We start from the raw sequence: 20,903 nt of genomic DNA, 5'->3' as shown, positions 1-20,903 counted from the left end.
AAAAAAAAAAACGAACAGGAGGCTCTTCCAGAGGAAACCGTATTTTTTCAAAAGCTCTTTCATAAATCATCCCCACGCAACGATTACAGGAAGTGACTTCTCTGGCGAGATTGTGATTGCATCCACCGGACAGTAAAGCCGGCATAGGTGGCAAATCTGACAGTCTTCGGGATACTTGATTACTGCCCTCCCACCTTCAAGCCGGAAAACATCGGTAGGGCACACTTCAACACATGTCCCGCAACCAATGCATCCGCTTATCTGCTCCACGACCACTTCTGAATCACCTCCTAACCGCAATCGCTGAGGTGCTATAAAAGCGGGAAGAAAGGAAAATGTGCATCAAAAGTCCATTCTCTTTATAAACTTCCCCGTCTAATTGGGCTCATGCCACCACCGATGATACCACCCAAGCTACCACCGCTGGAGTTCATCGCAGCTGAAGCCCTCTACTCCTCGATAATTTTCCTAATCTGCTTTTTGATTTACCACAGGCTGAGGGAGGTTTACAAGCTTTCCGACTATAGGGGATTCCATTTCTTCTCGAACACCTTCCTCTTCCTCGGCCTCGCCTACTTCCTGAGATTCGTTGTTCTCCTGCTCTCCGCATCGGGAGTAATGTTTGAGGAAATCAGTCTGGAAGGATTGAGGGGGATTATGGCCTTCAGCATGGCCTTTCTCGCTTACTCAGGATCAGCTGCCATCCTTTACACAATTTACAGCCTTCTCTGGAGGTGGCTGGAGAGGTTTCCGGGCGAGGTTGTGATAAACGGAGTTGCTCTGGTCATCGCCCTGACTTCGCTCCTTTCAAGGATGCCCCTCGTCTTCCTGATTTCACAGCTTGCGCTTGTTTTCCTGCTTGTTGCTGCGATATTCGTTAATTACAGCCATTTCCGACATGAGAGCAGGTCGAAGAGAGCTTATCCCCTCTACATCCTGCTTTTCGTCTTCTGGCTGCTCAACATCTCCCTGACCTTCAGATTCCTGCCATTGGAGTTCAGATTTGCCATCTACACTCTCTCAGTTGCGGTAATCCTCATAATCGCATACAGAGTGCTCAGAAAGCTCTGAGGTGGTCAAATGACGAGGAGAGACAGGCTGGAAATCATATACGACATTCTCTCAATCATAAGGAAGCACGGCAACTCCATCCTCCCTACACCTTTGCTGCGATTCTCAAACCTCTCAACGCAGAACTTCAACCGCTACATGGACGAATTGGTTAAGAAAGGGCTTGTCAGGGAGATTCAGGACGAAAGCGGGAGGAGGTATTACTCCCTCACCGATAAAGGCTTCAGGTTTCTGGAGAAGTATCAGAAGATAAGGGAGTTCATAGAGGAGTTCGGGCTTTGATAGGCTTTAAAGCAGGTTTATCCTGCCTGAGAGATAAATCCAGCGAACTGAAAATAAAGCAAGCCACGGCCGGGATTTGAACCCGGGACCTCGTGCTTACCAAGCACGCGCTCTTCCTGCTGAGCTACCGTGGCCTGAAATGCTTTAACCAAAAAGTGAATTAAAAGCTTTCGCTATCGTAAAAACCCGCCTCACTGTAGGGTGTGGTCATAACACGCCTTATCCTCTTTGCAATTTTCTTCCCAACCTTCGGCACCTTCGCCAGCTCCTCCTCGTCTGCCGTTGCAATGTTCTCTATCGTCTGGAAGTAATCCAGAAGATTTCTGGCTATTACGTTACCAACGTTCGAGATTGCCGAAACTATGTATTCCTGCTCGTCTTTAAGCGTTCTTTTTGTTTTTGCGGTGTGCTCCACAACTCCCCTCTTCCTTTCCTCCTGCTCCCTCCTCGCCATTGCGAAGATCAGCTCTGCTGTTTCCCTAGCATTGCTGCTCCTCAACACCGGAATTCCGAAGTCGATAATCAGCGATGCAATGGCCCCTCTCACAGCATTGGGATGCACACCTCCCCTGTAGAAGTTCTCGCCCTCGATGATTATTACCGGCCTGCTGTACGCAGACTTTAACCTTGCGACCTGTGAAAAGAGCCTTTCCTTCTGAATAATGCTGTTCAGGAAGTCCTCCACCGTTTTCCTCTCCACCGCGACTCTGTCGCTCACAACGTAATCCGCGACCTCGAGATTTCTTATTTCGATCTTCGCTCCAATCTCCCTCAGGTGCTTCACGACTTCCGACCTAAGCTCCCTTGAATCCACAATGACCTTTATTCCAGTCTCCTCTGGCAGAACGTAATCCCCAATGCTCCTCTGCTTTCTGTCGATTATTCTCTTTATCTCAAGTATTTTGTCGTACATCTTTCTTTCCTTCTTCATGCTGGAGTAGTAGTAGGCCTCGTCCCTAGTTCCCTTCGTAACCAGAACGACGATTCTGCCCTCTCTCCCCCTTCCCGTCCTTCCTTTCCTCTGAATTGCCCTGATTTCTGACGGCACCGCTTCGTAGAAAACCACCAAGTCGGTAGATGGGATGTCGAGCCCCTCCTCTCCCACTGACGTTGCGACGAGAACCTTGTACACCCCTCTCCTAAACTTGTCAATGGTTTCTATCTGCTCCTTTTGCCTCATTCCCTTGTCGTTGTCTCTGCTCGCCTGTCCAACGAACTTAGCAACGGGGAAGAGTGGTGAGAGCTCGTTTACAAGCATCTCTGCAGAATCTCTGTAGTTTGTGAACACTATAACCCTCGAATCGGGATTTTTCTCAAACTGCTCTTTGAGGATTTCCTTCAGCTTTTCGAGCTTTGGATGCTCGACCTTGCATTTCGAAAGAGCTATAACAGCTTTTTTAAAGATTGGATCGCCAACGATACTCTTTGCCGCTTTACTCCCCCCCTTCGACGTCGCCTCCCTTACGAGCTTTCTGAGGTAGCTTTTTACCGCCTTTACCCCCTGAGTTTCTATGAGCTCAACGGCATGCTGGAGCTTCATTATCTCGGCCAGAATCGACAGAGCCTCAAAAATCTCTGAACTCTGACTGCTCGCAGCCTCTGCCTGAAGGGCTTCCTGAAGGGCAAGAAGGTCCCTCTTTGACGAGTTTTCAGGCACCTCTATCCAGAGTTCCCTCAATCTCTTGAATCTGATTTTTATGCACTCCTTAAGCCTCTCCTTTACTTCCTTCATCTCCTCCGGAATGTCCACCTTTATCCATTCAATCCTCTTCTTTCCAACGTAAGGTGCAACGTCACTGTCCCACTCCGTTCTAACTTCAATGGCTTCTATGCCGAGGTTCTGGATTACCTCCATTATTCTCTCCGGATCGCTTCCCGGAGAGGCTGTCATTGCGAGAATTAGCGGCTTTTTGGCCGTTCTGAGGTACTCTTTGGCGATGAAAACGTACGCGTAGTTTCCAACAGCTCTGTGAGCCTCGTCAAAAACAACGAGTATAACATCCTCAAGGCTTATTCTGCCTGCGAGAAGGTCATTTTCAACAACTTGGGGAGTTGAAACCACAATTCTTGCCTTTTCCCACAACTCCTTCCTTTTTTCTGGAGGAACTTCGCCGCTGAGAGACACTATTTCCTCAACTTTGAGCACCCTCTTCAGAAACCTCGCATGCTGCTCAACCAAAGGCTTGGTAGGTGCGAGGAAAAGCACCTTACCATCTTCGTTCAGCAATCTTGAGGCGATAACAAGCGCGGCAATCGTGGTTTTCCCCAATCCCGTTGGAATCACAACCAGCGTGTTTTTGGTCAGGGCGGTAGCTGCTATCGATATCTGATACATTCTCCTTTCAATCGTATTCTCCTTTATCAACGGATGCGTTACGTACTCCACAGAACCTGTTTATTCTGGTAAATAAAAACATACCTTAAATCCCACAAATTTAGAAAAAAGATATATAGTATCAGCACACATAAACTAACAATGGACGCGAGGGACATCGTGCTGTCGGTCATTAGTGTGTTCTCGGCAGCGGCACTTGTGTACAGGTGGCTTTCACTTTACGACCGTGTCGACATGACCGTGATTTTCTTTGCCACATTGCTCATAGCATCATTAACTTTACTCCTGATCAGCATAGAACTGAGAATGCAAAGGATTATGGACGAGTTCAAAAGTGTGAAAAGAACTATAGCCGTAAATTCTGACGACCTCGAAGGAAGAATAGAGAGACTTTTCATAGAAAAAGTGAGAGACCTGGAGGATAAGCTGGAGTCCATAGAGAGGAGAATGTACAGATAAATCCGCCAAGCTCAATTTTTTACCGCTTAGTAGTTACCATCACCAACAGCAATCTTTAAATACAAATTTGAACCTACTCCTTATCAAGCCAGGGTGGCAGAGGGGCTATGCGGCGGACTGCAGATCCGCTTTACCCCGGTTCGAATCCGGGCCCTGGCTCTCTTTATTTGGTATAACTCCATACCACTATCGGATTATCGTCTCTTGTTAAATTCTGACAGCTTAACCTGTTTTGATCAGGATCTCTACCCAACTGAGGACAAGGACATCAGGGTCATTCAGTGCTGCTGAAGGTGAAAATTGCAAAAATACCGGGCATCAGCACGAAGACGCTCTACGGGAGGCTCAGAAGTGAGAGAGGCTGCCGAGCACTTTTTCAGGTCAAGTCCTCAAAGACTCTCCGAAGGCTCGAAGGAGTCCTGACAGACTTCGGCGGGTTCGCTCTGCAGAAGCTTGAGGAGATCGTGTGCGGATACCGAAGGAGATTCGAAAAATGATGGAGAAGATGAAAGACGTAAACTGGCAGGAGGAAATACGAAAGATAATAATAGAGAGGGTTCGCAGAGAGGCGAAGAAAAGGCTGCTCGAGGAAACGAGGAAGCTGAGGATGGAGATGAAGAGCTCAAAGATTGCCGAGATGATAAGGGAGGACAGAGATGCCAGATAAAATCGTTGTCGTGTTTAAAATCGACAAGCGGGAGAGAGTTTACGATCGGGTTTAGCACCAAGCATTAGCCTCCTCAGCACCCTGCAACGTTACGATACATGCCCGCTTAACCAGCTTCTTGATTTCTTGGTGCATCTCTCCTGGACTCTCACTATAACGGTCCAAGAAAAAGAACACATACTGGACTACATTGATCTCATTTCACTCAGGATATTGCAAGGTCTTCAAAATTGTGTTAAGACATTTTCATAATTGGACGAAATTACCACTGCTCTCAGCCACAAATTTCGACAAGCGCTTTGAGGAACTCATAAACTAGGGACTTTAAAGAAACTCTTGCAATGACTAGAAAAAGCGTGCAAAGAAGATGTATGCTTCTACCAACAGGGCACTACATCCTTTTAGCTACTCGAGGAGATTGAGATGGTTTACGAGGAAGGTTTTAGCTTGGAGGAAAGGAGCTGAAATGTGCTGAAGAAGAAATCAGAAAGATGAAGTCGAAAAAGTAAACTTAAAAGTAATCAAAAATCAAAGAGAAAGATTTAAGTAAGTTCATTTCTATGATATGTCACGGAATAGTCGCGTCGGAGGGTTTTAGTTGGGCAAGAAGAAATCATCTAAAAAACATAAGAAATTCAAGAAGACTAAACCTTTCAAACCGAAGAAGAAGCCTAAGACTAAATACAGGAAAAAGAGGAGGTCGAACTGGCTTCCTGTTCTTTCGCTCTCTGCTGCTGTTGGATCTAGCTATCTGAGGTATCAGTTAAATCTTGGGTATCTGGTAGGTGTTAGCGCCATCTTTTGGACGATCTTCATGCTTTCGCTCTACACGAGACTCTTAAGGCGTATAAACAGAATAGATTTGAGAGATGACTTAAATCTCTGGGGCTTGAGGATTGCTGGAGGGTTGATGATAGGTGTTGGTCTGCTCTTTGGTGTATTCATGGCTTCAGTGAGCGCAGTTTTCGGTGAGCCCTTTATGCTTGGTATCTCGATCTTGATCGTGGGTCTAGTAATACCTGGGGCCTTCGCACTCTTCAGAAGTACGAGGAGGTATCCGATAGTTCATATTGGGTTTCTGAAGTAAGATTTTAATCTGGAGGAGAAGGAGGGGAGGTAGACTTATGAAATTCAGAACTCTTTTCAACCTCTTAACTGCTTGCATTCTCCTCTTTGCTGATGTTCGTGCTGACACATTTCAGGTTGATTACAAAATTTACGAGAGCAATCAGGGGTGTGGTGGAAAGTCGAAATACGTCGTGGAATTCCATGTGCTCTACCCTACTGAAAAAAGAGTTGGCTTGCTCCTTCTTTCATACATCTGGGCGGGAAACGAGGCTATCACTCCTTGTGAGCCATCAAGCTGGAGAGATTTGGTAGAAGTGTCGCCAAACCAAGCGGGAACTTCGAAGTTCTACTATGAAAAATTGCCAGAATCGGGAAACATTTACCTTAAAATCTCATCTGGAAAAGAGGAACAGAAGTACCTCTTTCCATTTGCTCTTCAGGGGGCAACAACAATAACAGCAACCGCATCACAGGCACCTGCAACCTCACATCAAGTAGATCTTGCCACCCAAATTAACTCTGCTGTTTACAGTCTTTACATCCAGTTAGGTCTTCGAAAATTTATTCCATATGAGCACTTTCGTGTTGTCCTCATCTTGGTTCCAATACTCATCGTAGCAATCTCTTACTGGGTTAAAAAGAGGAGTAAAAAGAGATTAATTGAAGTAGAAGGTGTAGAAATCGAGGGACCTTATAAAAAATCCATAACCAAGCTCTTTGCAAACTGCCATAAGTGTGGTAAGAGAGAGTATCTGCCTTATCAATGCAATTATTGTGGTAATTACTTTTGTGGAGAACACATTCTTCCGCCAAAGCATGATTGTCCTGGAGAGAAGGAATGGAGAAGCAAAGCCCCTCTTCCTCCAGGAGTTGTTTGGGAGTATAGGAGTGATGGAACTACTTATCGGAAGTATTAAACGATGCGCTATAGGCATTTTTGCCGTACAAAATCCAATTCTGTATACAATAGAATATTTATAAATTTGTAAATTTGATAAAATTGACGACACTATTGACCCCATCTTATCTGAGGAAGCTTTAAAAGGAAGGTTGCTGCGAAGAAAGGATGAAGTACAGACCCCTCTGGTGGCTGATAATGATTGTGAAGTGACCGGGTCTTTGCTCATCCTTAGCCTTGAACCTGCTCGAAATCGCGTCTATGATAATCTTTGAATAGTTAGCAAACCCTCGTCCCGGGCTCAACCTCCTTCTCAGGGGTCAGCAGCACTGCTTTTCCATCCTTCTCAGCAGCGAGAATCATTCCTCTGCTCTCAACGCCCATGAACTTTGCCGGCTTTAGGTTCGCAAGCACCACGACAAGCTTCCCCTCAAGCTCTTCCGGAGTGTAGTCCTCTGCAATTCCAGACACTATTTGCCTCTGCTCGTCGCCTATGTCAATAATGAGCTTGATGAGCTTCTTGCTCTTTTTCACCTTCTCGGCCTTCAAAACTCTACCAATGCGGATGTCAAGTTTCTGGAAGTCCTCTATGCTTATTTCCTCCTTCTGCTCCATTTTCTCTCCCTCTCCCCTGAACCTCTTCTCCATCACCTTCTGCAGCTTCTCGATAACCTCATCCTCCACCTTGGCGAAGGGCACCTCAGGTTTGCTGAGCTTCATGACTTCATCAACTTTGTAAGCGTCGCTTAATCTTACATTCTCCAAATCAAGGCCTATTGCTTTTGCCATCCTCTCCATGCTTTCCGGCATTACCGGATATGCGAATATTATGAGAGCTTTGGCAAGCTGAAGGCACGAAGCAACAGCCCTTCTTGCTGCCTCCTTGTCAGTCTTTATTAGCTCCCACGGCTTGGCGTTCTGGAAGTAAACGTTTCCGTAAGTGGCAAGCTCCATGAAGGCATCACTCGCAGCTTTAAACTCCCACTCCTCAAGGGCTGAGAGAATTTTTTGCTCGGTCTCCCTGATTTTCTCCAGAACTTCCTCGTCAACGCCCTCCATCCTTACTTCGCCAAAGTTTTTCCACGCAAACAGCAGCACTCTGTAGAGGAAGTTTCCGAGAGTGGCGATAACCTCGTTGTTGACCTTCTCCCTGAAGACCTCCCATGAGAAGTTCAGGTCCTTCTGGTGGCTGGTGTAGTTTACAATGTAGTATCTCAGATAATCAGGGCTCAGGCCCGACTTCAGGTAGTCCTCCTCCACCCAGACAACGTAGCCCCTCGACTTCGAGAAGGTTTTGCCCTCAACCTTGACCATCCCGCTCGCCACCACCGCTGAAGGCAATGCGTAGTCAGCTCCTTTCAGCATCGCAGGCCAGAAAATGCAGTGGTGGTAAACGATGTCGAGGCCTATAAAGTGGATAATCTCAGCATCGCCATCAATCCATATTTTCCGCCAGTCACATCCCTTTTCCTCACAAGCCTTCTCAGTAAAGCTGATGTAGCCTATGGGGGCATCAACCCAGACGTAAACCACCAGATTCGGCTCGCCCGGAAACCTTACCCCCCACTCAAGGTTTCTGGTTATGCACCAGTCCCTCAGGTTCTTAACCCAATTTCTGGCGTAGTTCAGAGCATTCTCAGTGCCCTTCAGTTTGGACAGATAATCCTCCAGAAAGTCCTGAAACTCGGTCAGCTTGAAAAAGTAGTGCCTCTGGCTCCTGAACTCGGCCTTGCTGCCGCAAATCTTACACCTCGGCTCCTTAATCTCCCCCGGCTCCAGATGCCTTCCACACCCCTGATCACACTCATCTCCCCTTGCCAATGCACCGCAGTACGGGCAGATTCCTTCAACGTAGCGGTCAGGCAGAAATCTCTGGCATTTGGGGCAGTAGGCAAGCTGAATCTCCTTGGGGTAAACATAGCCCTTTTCGATTAGCCTTTTCACGATCTCAGTGGTGCGGTGGTGGTGGTAATCGCTGTCCGTTCTGCCGTAGAAGTCAAATTTTATGTTCAAAGCGTCAAAAATCTTGATGAAGTGCTCGTGATATATATCCACAAGTTCCTTTGGCGATAAACCCTGCTGCTCGGCATTCACAACAATCGGCGTGCCGTGACAGTCGCTCCCGCAAACGAAAACAACCTCTTCTCCCGACATTCTGAGATATCGGACGTAAACGTCAGCGGGAACGTACGTCCTGAGGTGCCCGACATGAGCCTTGCCGTTAGCGTAAGGTAAGCCGCAGGTGACGAGCTTCATGGAGGGAAAAGGTTGCGAGGGGTAAATAACGTTTTACCTAAACCGCCTTAAACCTCACCTCAAAAATGGTCCCGCTCGGCTCGTTGTCGTAAACGCTTATTGCCCCGCCAAGTATGTCGGTGAGCTTTTTGACGATGAAAAGACCAATCCCAGTTCCACCTGTCGTGAAGCCCTCCTCAAAAATCCTCTGCTTTATGTGGTCCGGTATTCCCTTCCCGGTGTCGGCCACTCTCAGAACTCCCCATCTACCATCCTTCTTCACCTCCACCCTCACCTCCCCACCTGAGTGCTGAATTGCATTCTGGATGAGGTTGAAGGCAATCGTTCTGAGGCTCTCGTTGGCCATTACTGTTACTTCCTCACCCTCAAACTCCACTCCAAAGTTCTCTGCAACCTCCCTGACCAGTTCGTCCATCTTCGTCGGTCTTAGCTCCTCAAGAGCGGATTCGAGGCCAGCAACCTCTCTGATGAGTTTGACAATGTGGTCTACTCTCGCAAGAGCCTTATTTGAAAGCTCATCCTCTCTCTCCTCCAGAACAGCCCTTACAAGGACGAGAGCGTTGGCGATGTCGTGCCTCAAAATTTTGTTGAGAAGTCGGAGGTAGTCCTCGCGCATTCTCAGCCTCTCGTTGAGCTCGTGGATGGAAGTTGTGTCAACCACCGTAGCCGCTACCGCCGGCCTCCCTTTGTAGGTGATTCTGCTGGGCCTTGCCGTGAGCCATCTCACCTCTCCCCTTTTTGTTATTATCCTCCAGCTGTATACGTCCACATCCCTTTTTCCCGATTCTCTCTCGATGTACTTCGCATAAACCCCTTCCCTGTCCTCCGGATGAATTATGAAAAACGGGCTTCTCCCCACAACTTCATCCTTTGTGTAGCCGGTGAACTCCTCGAAGGCCCTGTTTACGTAGACCATTTTTCCTCCCTGAATGATGTAAACGGGAGTCAGTGAATCCTCTATCAGCGTTCTGTAGAACTCCTCACTCTCTCTCAGCTTCTGCTCCAGATCCTTCACTCTCGTTATATCAATCCAGTTCCCGAGAACGTACTTTTTGCCGTTAACCTCAATCGGGCGTGCAAATCCCCATGCCCACCTTACCTTTCCATCCTTTCTAACGTAGCGCGTTTCGTAAAAGACCTCCTCCCCCGAAAGGGCCCTTTTAGTTGAGTCGATTAAAACCCGTACATCATCATCGTGGGCCAGATTCAGAACGCTCATACCAATTAGCTCATCTTTGGAGTATTTCGTGGCTCTAACAACCATCTCGTTAACGTAAGATATTCTGAACTTTTCATCGTGTATGTAAATACCGGAAAGAGACTTCTCCGCAACTTCCTCAAAGTTTATCCGCATAGGCTATTGCCTATCTTTGTAAATAAAAGCATTTGGCCGATTATTCAGATGCAATCCATTCCAAAAAACTGCCGCCAGCAAATACGCTTTACAGGTAACCAAAACAAAAATTAAAAATTAGAACTCAGGCATTTCGGGCATTCCACCCTCTCCGCCTCCACCCTTCTCCTTCTCAAGTCCCTTGGCAGCGATGATGTCGTCGATTCTCAGAATCATCACCGCAACCTCAGTGGCGGAGCCGATGGCCTGGGTCTTGACTCTCAGAGGCTCGAAGACGCCCCTCTCCTTCATGTCCACGACTTTTCCGGTGTCAACGTCAACTCCTGCATATTTCTGTCCCTTCTCGTGGGCTGCCTTGAGCTCCACAAGAACGTCAATCGGGTCGAGACCAGCGTTCTCTGCCAGAGTCCTCGGGATGATTTCGAGGGCTGTTGCGAAGGCCTCAACTGCCAGCTGCTCCCTGCCGCCGAGTGAAGGAGCCCACTCCCTTAGCTTCAGGCTTACCTCGATTTCTGGAGCGCCAGCGCCAACAACAACCTTGCCGTCCTCAACTGCGCAGGCAACTGCCCTCACCGCATCCTCAATACCTCTTGCAATCTCCTCAACGACGTGCTCTGTTCCACCCCTCACAAGAATCGTGACCGCCTTGGGGTTCTTGCAGCCGGTGACGAAAACCATCTTCTCGTCGCCAACCTTCCTCTCCTCGACGAGTGCAGCCTCACCGAGGTCCTCGCTGCTGATGTCTCTCAGGTCTGTCAGAACCTTCGCTCCGGTTGCCTTGGCCAGCTTCTCCATGTCGCTCTTCTTCACTCTCCTCACAGCAAGCACGCCAGCCTTTGCGAGGTAGTACTGGGCAAGGTCATCGATACCTTTCTGGCAGAAGACCACGTTGGCTCCGGCGTTGACAATCTTGTCAACCATTTCCTTCAGCATTGCCTCCTCCTGCTCGATGAACTTCTGGAGCTTCTCCGGGTCGGTGATTCTGATCTTGGCGTCAATCTCAGTCTCCTTAACCTCCAGAGCTGAGTCGAGCAGCAGAATCTTGGCGTTCTCAACTCTCTTCGGCATTCCCGGATGGACAACCTCTTTGTCAAGGACGATGCCATCTACCAGCTCAGTCTCCTCAATGCTTCCTCCCTGCCTCTTCTCAATCTTGATATAGTCCGTGTTGACCTCAACTTGGCCATTTGACTCCTCTGCAATCATCTTAACCGCATTTACTGCAATCTCGGCAAGCTTGTCAATTGCCACCTCTGCACCCTTGCCAGTCATTGCAGTTGTGGCAATCTTCTTCAAAATCTCATCATCATCCTTGCTGATTGGGATTGCAATCTCATTCAGAATTTCAAGAGCTTTTTCTGCAGCATACCTGTAACCGTTTGCGATTATTGCAGGATGAATCTCCTGATCAAGAAGCTCCTCAGCCCTCTTCAGCAGCTCTCCGGCAAGAACTACTGCAGTTGTGGTGCCATCACCAACCTCATTGTCCTGGGTCTTTGCCACCTCGATAATCATCTTCGCTGCCGGGTGTTCAACATCAATCTCCTTCAGAATTGTCACACCATCGTTTGTAATGACCACATCTCCAAGGCTGTCAACGAGCATTTTGTCCATTCCCTTTGGGCCAAGAGTGCTCCTCACTGCCTCAGCAATAACGCGAGCGGCCATTATGTTCATTCTCTGGGCATCTCTGCCCACAGTCCTCTGGGTACCTTCCCTCAATATCAGCACAGGTTGACCCTGTAACGTTGCCATTTCACATCACCTCCTATTGCAGAAATTGGTGGATTGGTATTTCTATATAAGCTTTTCTATCACGAATTTAAATTGCAAGCATTTGTTATCAAAAATATCCTCCAACGGTCACTTCAAATCCCATAGCTTCGAGAGCTTCGGAAAAAGCTAATGCGATGCTTCTCGCCTCATCGCCGATTTCGGGCATCAACCACTCCCTGCCCAGCCATCTGTACTTGTCCTTAGCCAAGGAATGGAAGGGCAGGAGGTCAATCCTTCTGCAGCCGAGCTTTGCCAGAATCTCAATGTAGCTATCGAAGTCCTCGCTAAAATTGTAGCCCGGAACAACCGGAATTCTCACGACCACATTGTTGCCAGCATCAAGAAGATTCTTCAAATTCTGCAGAATATGTTCATTGCCAACTCCGCAAAACCTTCTGTGCCTCTCGCTGCTGTAGTCCTTCAGGTCGTAAAGGAAGAGGTCGGCAAATTCCATCGAAGTTTCAATGACCTTCCAGTCGGTAAAGCCCGAGGTGTCCACTGCTGCGCTTATCCCCCTGTTCCTGCACTCCTCAAGCAGAGAGAGGAGGAAGTCGGGCTGAAAGTATGGCTCCCCGCCGGAAAAGGTCACCCCACCGCCCGAATTTTTGTAAAAAACTCTGTCTCTCTCGACAATTTCCATCACATGGCTTGCAGTGACATCCATGCCGTAAATTTCGAGAGCCCCTGAAGGGCAGGCTTCAACGCATTTGCCGCATCCATCGCACTTCTCTCTCAGCACTGAAATGCCCTCACTTGCTTCAATCGCACTCCTTTCGCACGATTTAAGGCATTCGTGGTAGCCGAGACATCTCTCTTTCCTGTAGCCAACTTCCAAGCTGAAGCTTTGCGACTCCGGGTTGTGGCACCAGATGCACCGAAGGGGACAGCCTTTGAGAAAGACCGTAGTCCTTATGCCCGGCCCGTCGTGGATGGAGAACCTCTGTATTCTGAAAATTCTCCCCTCTAAATCCTGCATGATATTCTCCTTATTACTTCCTCCTGCACAGGCCTTGACAGCTCAACAAAGTAAGCGCTCCAGCCTGCAACCCTCACCAGCAGCCACCTGTACTTTTCCGGCTCCTGCTGCGCTTTTCTCAGCAAATCCTCCTTCAGGATGTTGAACTGAACGTGCATCACGCCAAGCTCCATCGAGCTTTTAATCAGAGCCTCTATAACTGCATCTCCCTTCTCTCCCAGCACGTCGCTGCTTAGGTTTATCGTCAGAGACGCACCGTTGGGAAGATTCTCGTAGCTCAGTTTGGATGCCGAGTTTATCACAGCCGTAACCCCTTCCCTGTCCATTCCCGTTGATGGACTTACTCCCGGATTCAGCGGCTCTCCGCTTTTTCTTCCCGATGGTAGGGCGGAGGTGAAGAAGCCGAACCCGACGTTAGTCGTCATGGGGTAGCAACCTGCAGCAAACTTTCCGCCTCTGAAGTTCCTGTGCCTGTTTACCTCCTCACAGTACCATTCCAGAACCATTTTTGTGTACTTATCTGCAGCATCATCGTCATTTCCGTATTTAGGACTCTGAAGAAGGAGTTTGTGCAGCTTTTCGTAGCCGACAAAGTTTTTCCTACACGCCTCAACAATATCATCCATTGAGTAACCGGCGTTCAAAGCCCCCTCAATGGCTACAAGCGAATCTCCAACGTCAGCAATGCCAACAGCCTGTATTCCCGTGAAGTTGTACCTCGCCCCTCCTCTCGAGACATCAACTCCCTTTTCAAAGCAGTCCTCAACGCAGAGAGAGAGCAGAGGAGTTGGCTTAACCTCCGCGTTCGCATAGCTGAGAACATTGCTCCCTCTAACAACCAGCTTTACGATGTGTGAAACCTGCTCCCTCAACTTTTCCAGCAAGTCTTCCAAGAATTTTGGTTTTTCGGTTTTGGCACCAAATTCGTAGCCGAACTGCAAGTCCACCCCCTCGTTCAGAGCGTACTCCAGCGCCTTTGCGACGTTTATCAGCGCCGCATCGCTGGAAGTGAAGCTGTTGCCAAAGGGCGCAATTTCCACACAGCCATCGGTGGTGTAGTTCAGTGCGTCTCTATCGTCCACTTCAGCGTTTTTCAGGGCTTTAACGGCAGCATCATCAAAGAAGAGGGCGAGGTTGTTGCAGCCTGAGGAAATCGCCTCGGCCAGCCTCTTGAGAAAGCTTTCCGGAGATCCCTTGTTTATCCTCACGTGAACATTGGGCTGTCTGAGCCTCAGCCTGTCCGTAACCTCAAGCATCAAGTAAGTTAGCTCGTTCGTCGCATCATTTCCGTAGATGTCGCAGCCCCCGATCGTTACGGCCTGGTTTGTCGCCTGACCGCTGAAATACTGCTCAAGCAGGGAGTCAAATGCTGGAACGATTTCATTGGTCTTTATCCAGAGATTGGCTAAGATGTCAAAGGCCAGCTCTCTGTTTATCCTGCCCTCCCCAATGTCTTTCTTGAAAAAGGGGTAAAGGTACTGGTCTATCCTTCCCATCGAGATTGCCTGCTCGTAATTTTCCTGATGCAGAGCGCTTTGAACAAGCCAGACAAACTGAACGGCCTCCCAGAAGGTTTCAGGTTTTTCTGCGGGCACTTTTCTGCAAATTTCAGCAATCTTCAAAAGCTCCTCTCTCCTCTCTCCATCCTCACTTTCCGCAAGCTCCTCAGCGAGCTTGGAGTACCTCAGACCGTAATTGATAACAGCCTCGGAAACGATCTTTGCAGCCTGATAAAATGAGTACTTTTCTCCTTCATAAACACCACTCTCTTCAAGGGCTCTAATTCTTCTCTCGCTTTCCTCCAAAAACCACCTGAACCCCCTCCTCAGAAGGTAGGGATAGTTCACGGCAACATGGGAAATTCCCGCTATTTCCGTGAGAACGAAGACCGAGCCCGTGTATAGAATTTGCATTATGTCCGGCATGAGGGGAAAGGCAAAGGCCTCAATCGTTTTTCTCTGCCAGTAAGGAGCAATCTCCTCTCTGAGAACCTTTGCGTCTTCTTCATCAACCATCAGCCTGTTCGTTTCCCTATTCGGCAAAGAATCAAGCTCGTTTATGATTCTGAGCCCAACACCTTCGGGAAAGATTATTGCTCCGGGAGGATTGGGCAGCATGGTTCCAACAATCAGCTCGGAGTCGAGAATCTGGATTGGAATGTTTTCAAGAACGTGCTTGAGGGCTTTAGCCTGCCTTATAATCATCGGCTCTCCTTCGGTCTGCTTCATCGACTCGGTGTAGAGCCTGCAGCGCTCCACGCTCAGCCTCGCAGGTTTGCTAACTTTTTTAATGAGCTTTTCAATTCTGTCCATGCACATCCTTAAAAACCTAATTAAAAAAGATTACGATTTTTACAGCCTGCCCCTGTAGAATTTCGTTGCAGGACAGCCTAAGCATCTGTTTGATTCATACCTGTAGCAGTCGCCGCAGAATACTCCGCAAGGGGCATCCTCTCTCTCCTTCTCCGCAACAACCTTTATGTCGAGATAGCTGTCGTAGAAGATCTCCTGGATTGGGAAAATGTCGTACCTCCTGATACCCGGCTGAGACCTGAGAGAGCACTTCTCCAAAGTTATGCTCTCCAGCGAGTGGTAATCTTCGGCATAGATTAACGCGAACAGGTTGTAGCTGCCTGTTGTGACGAAAAACTTGATTATTCTGGGACAATCCCTGAATTTTTCGATAATCTTTCGTAACGCATCAGAGCTTTCAACCTCCATCGCAACGACGGCAGTTATTATACCTAGCTCCTCAACGTTCAGCAGGGGAGTGAGCTTAATTTTACCCTTCTCCAGCTTGTCAAGCCTCTTTTTCACACCCATTGCAGACATTCCCATTTTTTCGGCTATCTGGGAGAGTGTAGCTTTTCCGTTTTGCTGAAGGATTGAGATGATTTTTCTATCCTTTTCGTCCATGGTTGGATTGTAACACTTTCATTGTAAATAAAGTTTACCTTATAAACTGACGTTGGAGAGCATGCAGTATGGATAAAGACAGCTACTTCAATTACAAAGAAAAGACTGTCATTATTACTTTTTAAGCAAAAACAACTTTCCTTCGTGAATTCTGGTTCTTGCCTCCACGCAAATGACTTCTTTAAAGTTCGTGTCCAAAACCCACCTGTTCACTCTTAAAAATTCCTCAAAAGCATCTTCTTTCGTCAAGCCTTCAGCCCATCCAAGGACCTGTAAATTATCCACATCTGGATAAATCCCTTCACAACTGGAGTACGTCATCCCATCGGGTGTCAGAAAAATAAAGAACCTCTTTTTCACACCACCACCTCCAAACGGAGTAACTCAAGAAGTTTTTCGAAAGCATACTCCCCTTCAACATCCAGATCATCGAAACGATAATTAACAAAAACGACTCCATCCGCATTTGCTTTTCTGGGAAAATCTCTTGCCACCAGCACTCCACCTACTGCTTCTCTACCGTATTCGCTCATATACTCTAAAAGCTGTCTTATGTCCTTTCGTTGCGCCTTTCCCGTTTTAACTTCGACTAGAATGTACCTGTTTGATGCTGTTGGATGCCTAAGTTTTATGAAAATATCCACGTATCCTTCAGGAAGGGCTTTCTCCCCCAGTACCTCAAATTCTGAAGCGTTCTGCAACATACCAAAGCGCTCCAAAATTTCCCCCAATATGGTGTTGGGGATTTTCTTCCGAACCAAAGATTGCAGTATTATCTCTCTGAAATAAAACTTCTCCGGTATAGTTTCATTTTCCTTCTTGAACACTATTTTCGGCTCAAAAGTTTCCGCCTCCAAGTGTAAACTTTCATTTTCCCCCTCGTAGGGCATTCCCATCTGGGAAATATTATAGAACGTGATTGAGTCTGCATGAAAGTGTGTTTTTCTGTATCCACCCCTCAGAAGCAAATTCTCGGCGACGTAGGAAAACTCAGGCCTAACCATGGGCTCATCCAAAAGGCGCTCTTGTGAGAGAAAAAGCCTGAAAGGAAAGTAGTAGGTTTTACCAGACATCTTGAAAGTAACAGGAGGCCACGGAGGTAATTTTTCAGCGTTTTTGTAAGCCTTCTTTTCCACCACTTTGTATAAGTTCCTGACCCTCGCACCATAGAGAAATGAAACGTAATCTCCGACATCAATGTCGAAAAACGTCCAGAGTCCGTTTATGCTGTTTGTGAACCCCGCCATAGCATGCTTAATGCACAGCTCAAGGTTTCGACGATTTGAGACTGAAACCAAAAAATAATCTGGTTTTTTTTGTTTATCGCTCTCACCACCCATTCTGCTCCACCTTCGAAGTAATTGGATTTTTCCCTCTTAAAAACTTTCACCAGTACACACTCAATGCTCAAACACACGAAAAGCAAGCAACCAAAACTGAAATATAAACCTTCAACAATTATTTCAACAATGGACTACATATTCGAAGAGGTAAGAATAAAAAGAAGTAACGCTCCCAGGTTCGTTCTCAACGGCGAGGAGGTTGACATCTGGGATAAGGAGCTTATAGACTACCACTCGAAGAGCGTTTCCGAATACGTGAGGGAGAAGCTCCTCGAATTTGAGAAAAGAGGTCTCGACCCATTTGAAGAAATAATAGGAAAGGAGAAGGAGAAGGAAATGGTCAAAACAGCCCTGATGAGCGGGTCGAACATCCTTTTCAAGGGGAAAAAGGGTTACGGGAAAACAACCTTCTCAAAGGCAATTTCAAAGCTTTTACCCGACAAAATCCTCGCCATCAAGGGGTGCAGAATTCACGACGACCCGACGCAGCCGACGTGCTTCTCCTGCAAGAAAAAGCTCTTGGAAGAGGATGAGGTTGAGCTCGTTTTCGTCCCGAAGAAGTGGATAAGGATCGCCGGAGACCCAATGATGACGACGAGGCAGCTCATCGGCGGAATCAGCCTTCAGAAAATAAAGGAGGGCTACGAGCTCGACCACCCGGAAGTCTTCACTCCCGGAAGGATTCTCAAGGCACACAGGGGCATCGCATACTTCGACGAGCTCGGTTCAATCCCCTCAGCTCTCCAAACTCTCCTCCACGAGCTTCTCGAGGAGAGGCAGGTCACCACACCCGAAGGAGACATAGTCCCCATGAAAATCGACACGCTCGTCATAGCATCAACTAACCCTGCAAACTACAAGGGAGTTTCGGACATTAAGGAGCCACTCCTCGACAGGATGGAGCAGATAGACATCGGCCCTCCCGAGAGCATAGAGCACGAGATAGCGATAGGGCTGAGAAACATGGCCTTGGATGGCTCAATAATTCCAGAGTGGCATCTCAAGATAATCGCCTCTGCCGTCAGATGCATGAGGAGCAGCAACTGCAGATACTCGGCAAGAATTGAGGTTGAGCCGAGCTGCAGGGCAACAATAAAGGCTTTTGATCACGTTGCCGCCTCAGCCATGCGAAATGGCCGGAAAGCGGTGATGTTCGCGGACTATGGAAGAGATTTCGCCAATCTCAGCCTTGCTTTAAAGAGCAGGTTTGAGGTGGATTACGAGGAAGAGCTTAGCAAGGACGAAGTGGTGAGGGAGGTTGTCAATGATGCAATCGATACCGTCTGCGGGGAAATCTACGCCGCAATACCGAGAAGCATATTCGGCGGAATGATGGAGGAGCTATCTGAAATTGGGGAGATTAACGTTTACTCCGAGAACGGAATTGAAAAATACAAGAATCTGTGGGCTTTTGTGTCATCAATCTGCAGGAGAAGGGAGGAGGTTAGCTCAGCACTTGAAATCACGCTTGAATCAGTAGCGAGATGTACGGGCTTGCTGGAGAGAAGAGAGGTTGGAGTTTATGAGTACCTCGCCTACGACAGATAAGCCCGAATGCGGGCTGTGCCAGAGGAGCGAGGGCGGGCTGGAGAAGATAGCCGAAGACCTGCTTTACTCTATTTTCAATCCCTACCACAGAGACTCGGGAGATTTTGACGTCACCGAGCTAATCAAAAAGCACCTGAAGCCTGAGATGGCAAAGGACTTCGAAATGTACTCCTCCGTTTTCAAGGACCTCATGAAGACCTTCGGATTCATGAGCAACCACTGGGTGGAAAAAAACCAGGAGATTAAAGAGGCAAAGCAGAAGGCGTGGGAAGAGCTGAAAGACATGCTAAAAAAGGGCGATATCAGCAAAGATGAGCTCAGCATGAGCCAGGTTGTTGACAACTTCTTCGACGAGGTTGTTGACGAGCTGCAGGAAATGGGATACGTCGAGAAGGTCGAGACCAGGTTTCACAGAAAGATAATTCACTACACCGCCAAAGCTGAGAGCGTTCTGGCTGAGAAAGTTCTCTCTCTGAGCCTTCAAAACCTCGACAAGAGAAGCTACGGAGAGCACGAGACCGAGAAGCTCGGACAGTCGATCTTTTCCAGCGAGAGGATTGTGGACTACGACCCATTCACACACAGCTACGACAACATCGACCTCGTCGAGAGCCTGATTGCCTCCGCGATGAGGGGTGAAATCGAGCTCAACGAAAACGAGATGGTTGCGAGGCAGCCTAAGCACACGGAGAAATGCGTTTACGTGATGCTGATAGACGTGAGCGATTCGATGAGGGGGAGGAAGATCGTTGGGGCGATCGAGGCTGCCCTCTGTCTGAGAAAGGCCATAAGAAGAGCTGGAAGCGGCGATGAGCTGAGGGTGATAGCCTTCAACCACAGGGCGCATGAAATCAAGGAGGGCGAAATTCTCAACCTTGAGGCAAGAGGAAGGACGGACATCGGGCTGGCACTAAAAAGGGCGAGAAAAATACTGAAGGGCAGCTCAGGAACCGGTGTCGTCTTTCTGATTTCAGATGGAGAGCCCACGTCAAGCTACAACCCCTACCTCACACCGTGGAGATGCGCTTTAAAGGAGGCGGAGAAGATGCGCAACGTTGACGCAAGGCTTCAGATCATAATGTTTGGCAAAGAGGGAAGATTCCTCGAGCTATGCAAGAATATGGCCAAACTGAGTGGAAACGCAAACCTTTTCCACTTCTCCGACCCGTTGAACCTGAAAAATTTTGTGGTGAGCCGCTTCCGCTAAGCGAACACTTCCTCCTTAGAATAAACCACAATCCCGTTCTCAGTTATCTCGAACGGATGGATCTTGCTGCTGTGGTTCGTCCCCCTCATTTTGAAGATTTCGATGCTCCTTACTCTCGTGTTCTCTATTCTCGTGTAGTAGAGGACTATCGTCCCCTCCACAACGAAGTTCTCAACTCCGAATCTGCTAATCTTATCTCCACCACCTTCAACGACCTCGCAGGTCAGTATTGAGGTGAGGCCGAGAATTTCCATTGTCGTGGATATCTTCAGTAGCTCAACTCTGAACTTCGCTGGGTCCGAGATCGTAAAGCCGATGGACGTTGTTGAATCCACAACCGCTCTCCTCGCTCCGATCTCGTCCTGAATGGTGATTATCTGGTCAAGGAGAGAGCGGGTATCGAAGGGCCTGACGTCTATGTACCTCTCATCCGATGGCAGGCCGATTTTTGTTGAAGTTGCGTCAACTATTGCAAGCATGTTCTCGTCTTCGTACTTCTCCAAATCCCAGCCGAAGGTCAGAAAGTGCTCTCGAAGGTGCTGGGGTCTTTCTTCTGTTGCAACGAAAACTCCGGGCTCGTTGTACTTCTCTATGCCGTTTACAAGATACTGCATTGCGAAAATTGTTTTGCCGGAACCCGACGGGCCGGAAACAAGGTAACTCCTATCCCTCAACAATCCACCACTGCAAAGTTCATCAAACCCCGGTATCCCAGTGGGCACACGCTCCAGCATAGTTATCACGTCTT

Annotated in this window: 20 protein-coding genes and 2 tRNA genes; 10 read left to right on the top strand and 12 right to left on the bottom strand. The window is 48.1% G+C overall.

The genetic code is table 11. The annotated features are described in order from the left end of the window. Window positions 1-66: 66 nt before the first annotated feature. Window positions 67-276: a 4Fe-4S dicluster domain-containing protein gene (locus AF_RS12700; protein ID WP_081423266.1), complete on the bottom strand. Its 210-nt coding sequence runs from the start codon at window positions 274-276 to the stop codon at window positions 67-69. 111 nt (window positions 277-387) lie between these two features. Here AF_RS12700 and AF_RS07375 point away from each other — a divergent pair, with 111 nt between their 5' ends. Both AF_RS07375 and AF_RS07370 read left to right on the top strand, forming a co-directional pair. Next, window positions 388-1,071, top strand: a complete 684-nt coding sequence (locus tag AF_RS07375) for a hypothetical protein (protein ID WP_010878957.1) — start codon at window positions 388-390, stop codon at window positions 1,069-1,071. Window positions 1,072-1,080: 9 nt separating this feature from the next. Then, window positions 1,081-1,353: an archaellum operon transcriptional activator EarA family protein gene (locus tag AF_RS07370; RefSeq protein WP_010878956.1), complete on the top strand. Its 273-nt coding sequence runs from the start codon at window positions 1,081-1,083 to the stop codon at window positions 1,351-1,353. Between the two features lie 61 nt (window positions 1,354-1,414). Here AF_RS07370 and AF_RS07365 read toward each other — a convergent pair. Both AF_RS07365 and AF_RS07360 read right to left on the bottom strand, forming a co-directional pair. After that, window positions 1,415-1,487, bottom strand: a tRNA-Thr gene (locus tag AF_RS07365). 26 nt (window positions 1,488-1,513) lie between these two features. Next, window positions 1,514-3,739 carry a DEAD/DEAH box helicase gene (locus AF_RS07360; protein ID WP_010878955.1) on the bottom strand — a complete coding sequence of 742 codons (2,226 nt, stop codon included), beginning with the start codon at window positions 3,737-3,739 and terminating at the stop codon, window positions 1,514-1,516. Window positions 3,740-3,829: 90 nt separating this feature from the next. On the opposite strand from AF_RS07360, the gene AF_RS07355 reads away from it, so the two are divergent. From AF_RS07355 to AF_RS07335, 6 genes are all read left to right on the top strand, one after another. Then, a complete protein-coding gene (locus tag AF_RS07355) occupies window positions 3,830-4,147 on the top strand; it encodes a hypothetical protein (protein WP_010878954.1) in 318 nt (105 codons plus the stop codon). 87 nt (window positions 4,148-4,234) lie between these two features. After that, window positions 4,235-4,306: transfer RNA gene (locus AF_RS07350), tRNA-Cys, on the top strand. 122 nt (window positions 4,307-4,428) lie between these two features. Further along, the gene (locus AF_RS07345) at window positions 4,429-4,644 is read left to right on the top strand and encodes a hypothetical protein (RefSeq protein ID WP_048064395.1); all 216 of its coding nucleotides are present in this window, start codon (window positions 4,429-4,431) and stop codon (window positions 4,642-4,644) included. Continuing rightward, on the top strand, window positions 4,641-4,814 hold the full coding sequence (locus AF_RS13215) for a hypothetical protein (protein ID WP_010878953.1): 174 nt from the start codon (window positions 4,641-4,643) through the stop codon (window positions 4,812-4,814). Before AF_RS07345 ends, AF_RS13215 begins: the two co-directional genes overlap by 4 nt. 598 nt (window positions 4,815-5,412) lie before the next feature. Further along, window positions 5,413-5,901: a hypothetical protein gene (locus AF_RS07340; protein ID WP_048064394.1), complete on the top strand. Its 489-nt coding sequence runs from the start codon at window positions 5,413-5,415 to the stop codon at window positions 5,899-5,901. A gap of 37 nt (window positions 5,902-5,938) precedes the next feature. Beyond that, a complete protein-coding gene (locus AF_RS07335) occupies window positions 5,939-6,799 on the top strand; it encodes an AN1-type zinc finger domain-containing protein (RefSeq protein WP_010878951.1) in 861 nt (286 codons plus the stop codon). A gap of 260 nt (window positions 6,800-7,059) precedes the next feature. Here AF_RS07335 and metG read toward each other — a convergent pair whose 3' ends face one another. The 8 genes from metG to AF_RS07295 form a co-directional block, all read right to left on the bottom strand. Further along, window positions 7,060-9,036, bottom strand: coding sequence for a methionine--tRNA ligase (metG, locus tag AF_RS07330; RefSeq protein ID WP_010878950.1), 1,977 nt, complete (start codon window positions 9,034-9,036; stop codon window positions 7,060-7,062). Between the two features lie 37 nt (window positions 9,037-9,073). Beyond that, complete coding sequence (locus tag AF_RS07325) at window positions 9,074-10,390, bottom strand: PAS domain S-box protein (RefSeq protein WP_010878949.1); 1,317 nt, start codon at window positions 10,388-10,390, stop codon at window positions 9,074-9,076. Between the two features lie 117 nt (window positions 10,391-10,507). Further along, window positions 10,508-12,145, bottom strand: coding sequence for a thermosome subunit beta (gene thsB / locus AF_RS07320; protein ID WP_010878948.1), 1,638 nt, complete (start codon window positions 12,143-12,145; stop codon window positions 10,508-10,510). 88 nt (window positions 12,146-12,233) lie between these two features. After that, a complete protein-coding gene (locus tag AF_RS07315) occupies window positions 12,234-13,142 on the bottom strand; it encodes a glycyl-radical enzyme activating protein (protein WP_010878947.1) in 909 nt (302 codons plus the stop codon). Continuing rightward, window positions 13,130-15,454, bottom strand: coding sequence for a glycyl radical protein (locus AF_RS07310; RefSeq protein ID WP_148183461.1), 2,325 nt, complete (start codon window positions 15,452-15,454; stop codon window positions 13,130-13,132). The genes AF_RS07315 and AF_RS07310 overlap by 13 nt, the downstream gene beginning before the upstream one ends. A 39-nt stretch (window positions 15,455-15,493) precedes the next feature. Next, complete coding sequence (locus AF_RS07305) at window positions 15,494-16,057, bottom strand: Lrp/AsnC family transcriptional regulator (RefSeq protein ID WP_010878945.1); 564 nt, start codon at window positions 16,055-16,057, stop codon at window positions 15,494-15,496. A gap of 114 nt (window positions 16,058-16,171) precedes the next feature. Continuing rightward, the gene (locus tag AF_RS07300) at window positions 16,172-16,417 is read right to left on the bottom strand and encodes a hypothetical protein (RefSeq protein ID WP_010878944.1); all 246 of its coding nucleotides are present in this window, start codon (window positions 16,415-16,417) and stop codon (window positions 16,172-16,174) included. Next, window positions 16,414-17,397 (bottom strand): hypothetical protein, encoded by a 984-nt coding sequence (locus AF_RS07295; RefSeq protein ID WP_010878943.1) that lies wholly within the window; start codon window positions 17,395-17,397, stop codon window positions 16,414-16,416. The genes AF_RS07300 and AF_RS07295 overlap by 4 nt, the downstream gene beginning before the upstream one ends. Before the next feature lie 129 nt (window positions 17,398-17,526). Here AF_RS07295 and AF_RS07290 point away from each other — a divergent pair, with 129 nt between their 5' ends. Continuing rightward, entirely contained in the window at window positions 17,527-18,948 is a 1,422-nt protein-coding gene (locus tag AF_RS07290; protein ID WP_048064393.1) for an ATP-binding protein, read from the top strand. Then, window positions 18,923-20,155, top strand: coding sequence for a VWA domain-containing protein (locus AF_RS07285; RefSeq protein WP_010878941.1), 1,233 nt, complete (start codon window positions 18,923-18,925; stop codon window positions 20,153-20,155). The genes AF_RS07290 and AF_RS07285 overlap by 26 nt, the downstream gene beginning before the upstream one ends. On the opposite strand, the gene AF_RS07280 is transcribed toward AF_RS07285, so the two are convergent. Beyond that, a complete protein-coding gene (locus tag AF_RS07280; protein ID WP_048064392.1) occupies window positions 20,152-20,889 on the bottom strand; it encodes an ATPase domain-containing protein in 738 nt (245 codons plus the stop codon). The genes AF_RS07285 and AF_RS07280 overlap by 4 nt on opposite strands. Between the last annotated feature and the right edge of the window lie 14 nt (window positions 20,890-20,903).

Origin of the sequence: Archaeoglobus fulgidus DSM 4304, from assembly GCF_000008665.1 — an archaeon.
In the GTDB taxonomy this organism is placed as follows: Archaea; Halobacteriota; Archaeoglobi; order Archaeoglobales; family Archaeoglobaceae; genus Archaeoglobus; species Archaeoglobus fulgidus.
Note: the sequence above shows the minus strand (reverse complement) of the source record. Positions and strands in the feature narration are given on the sequence as shown.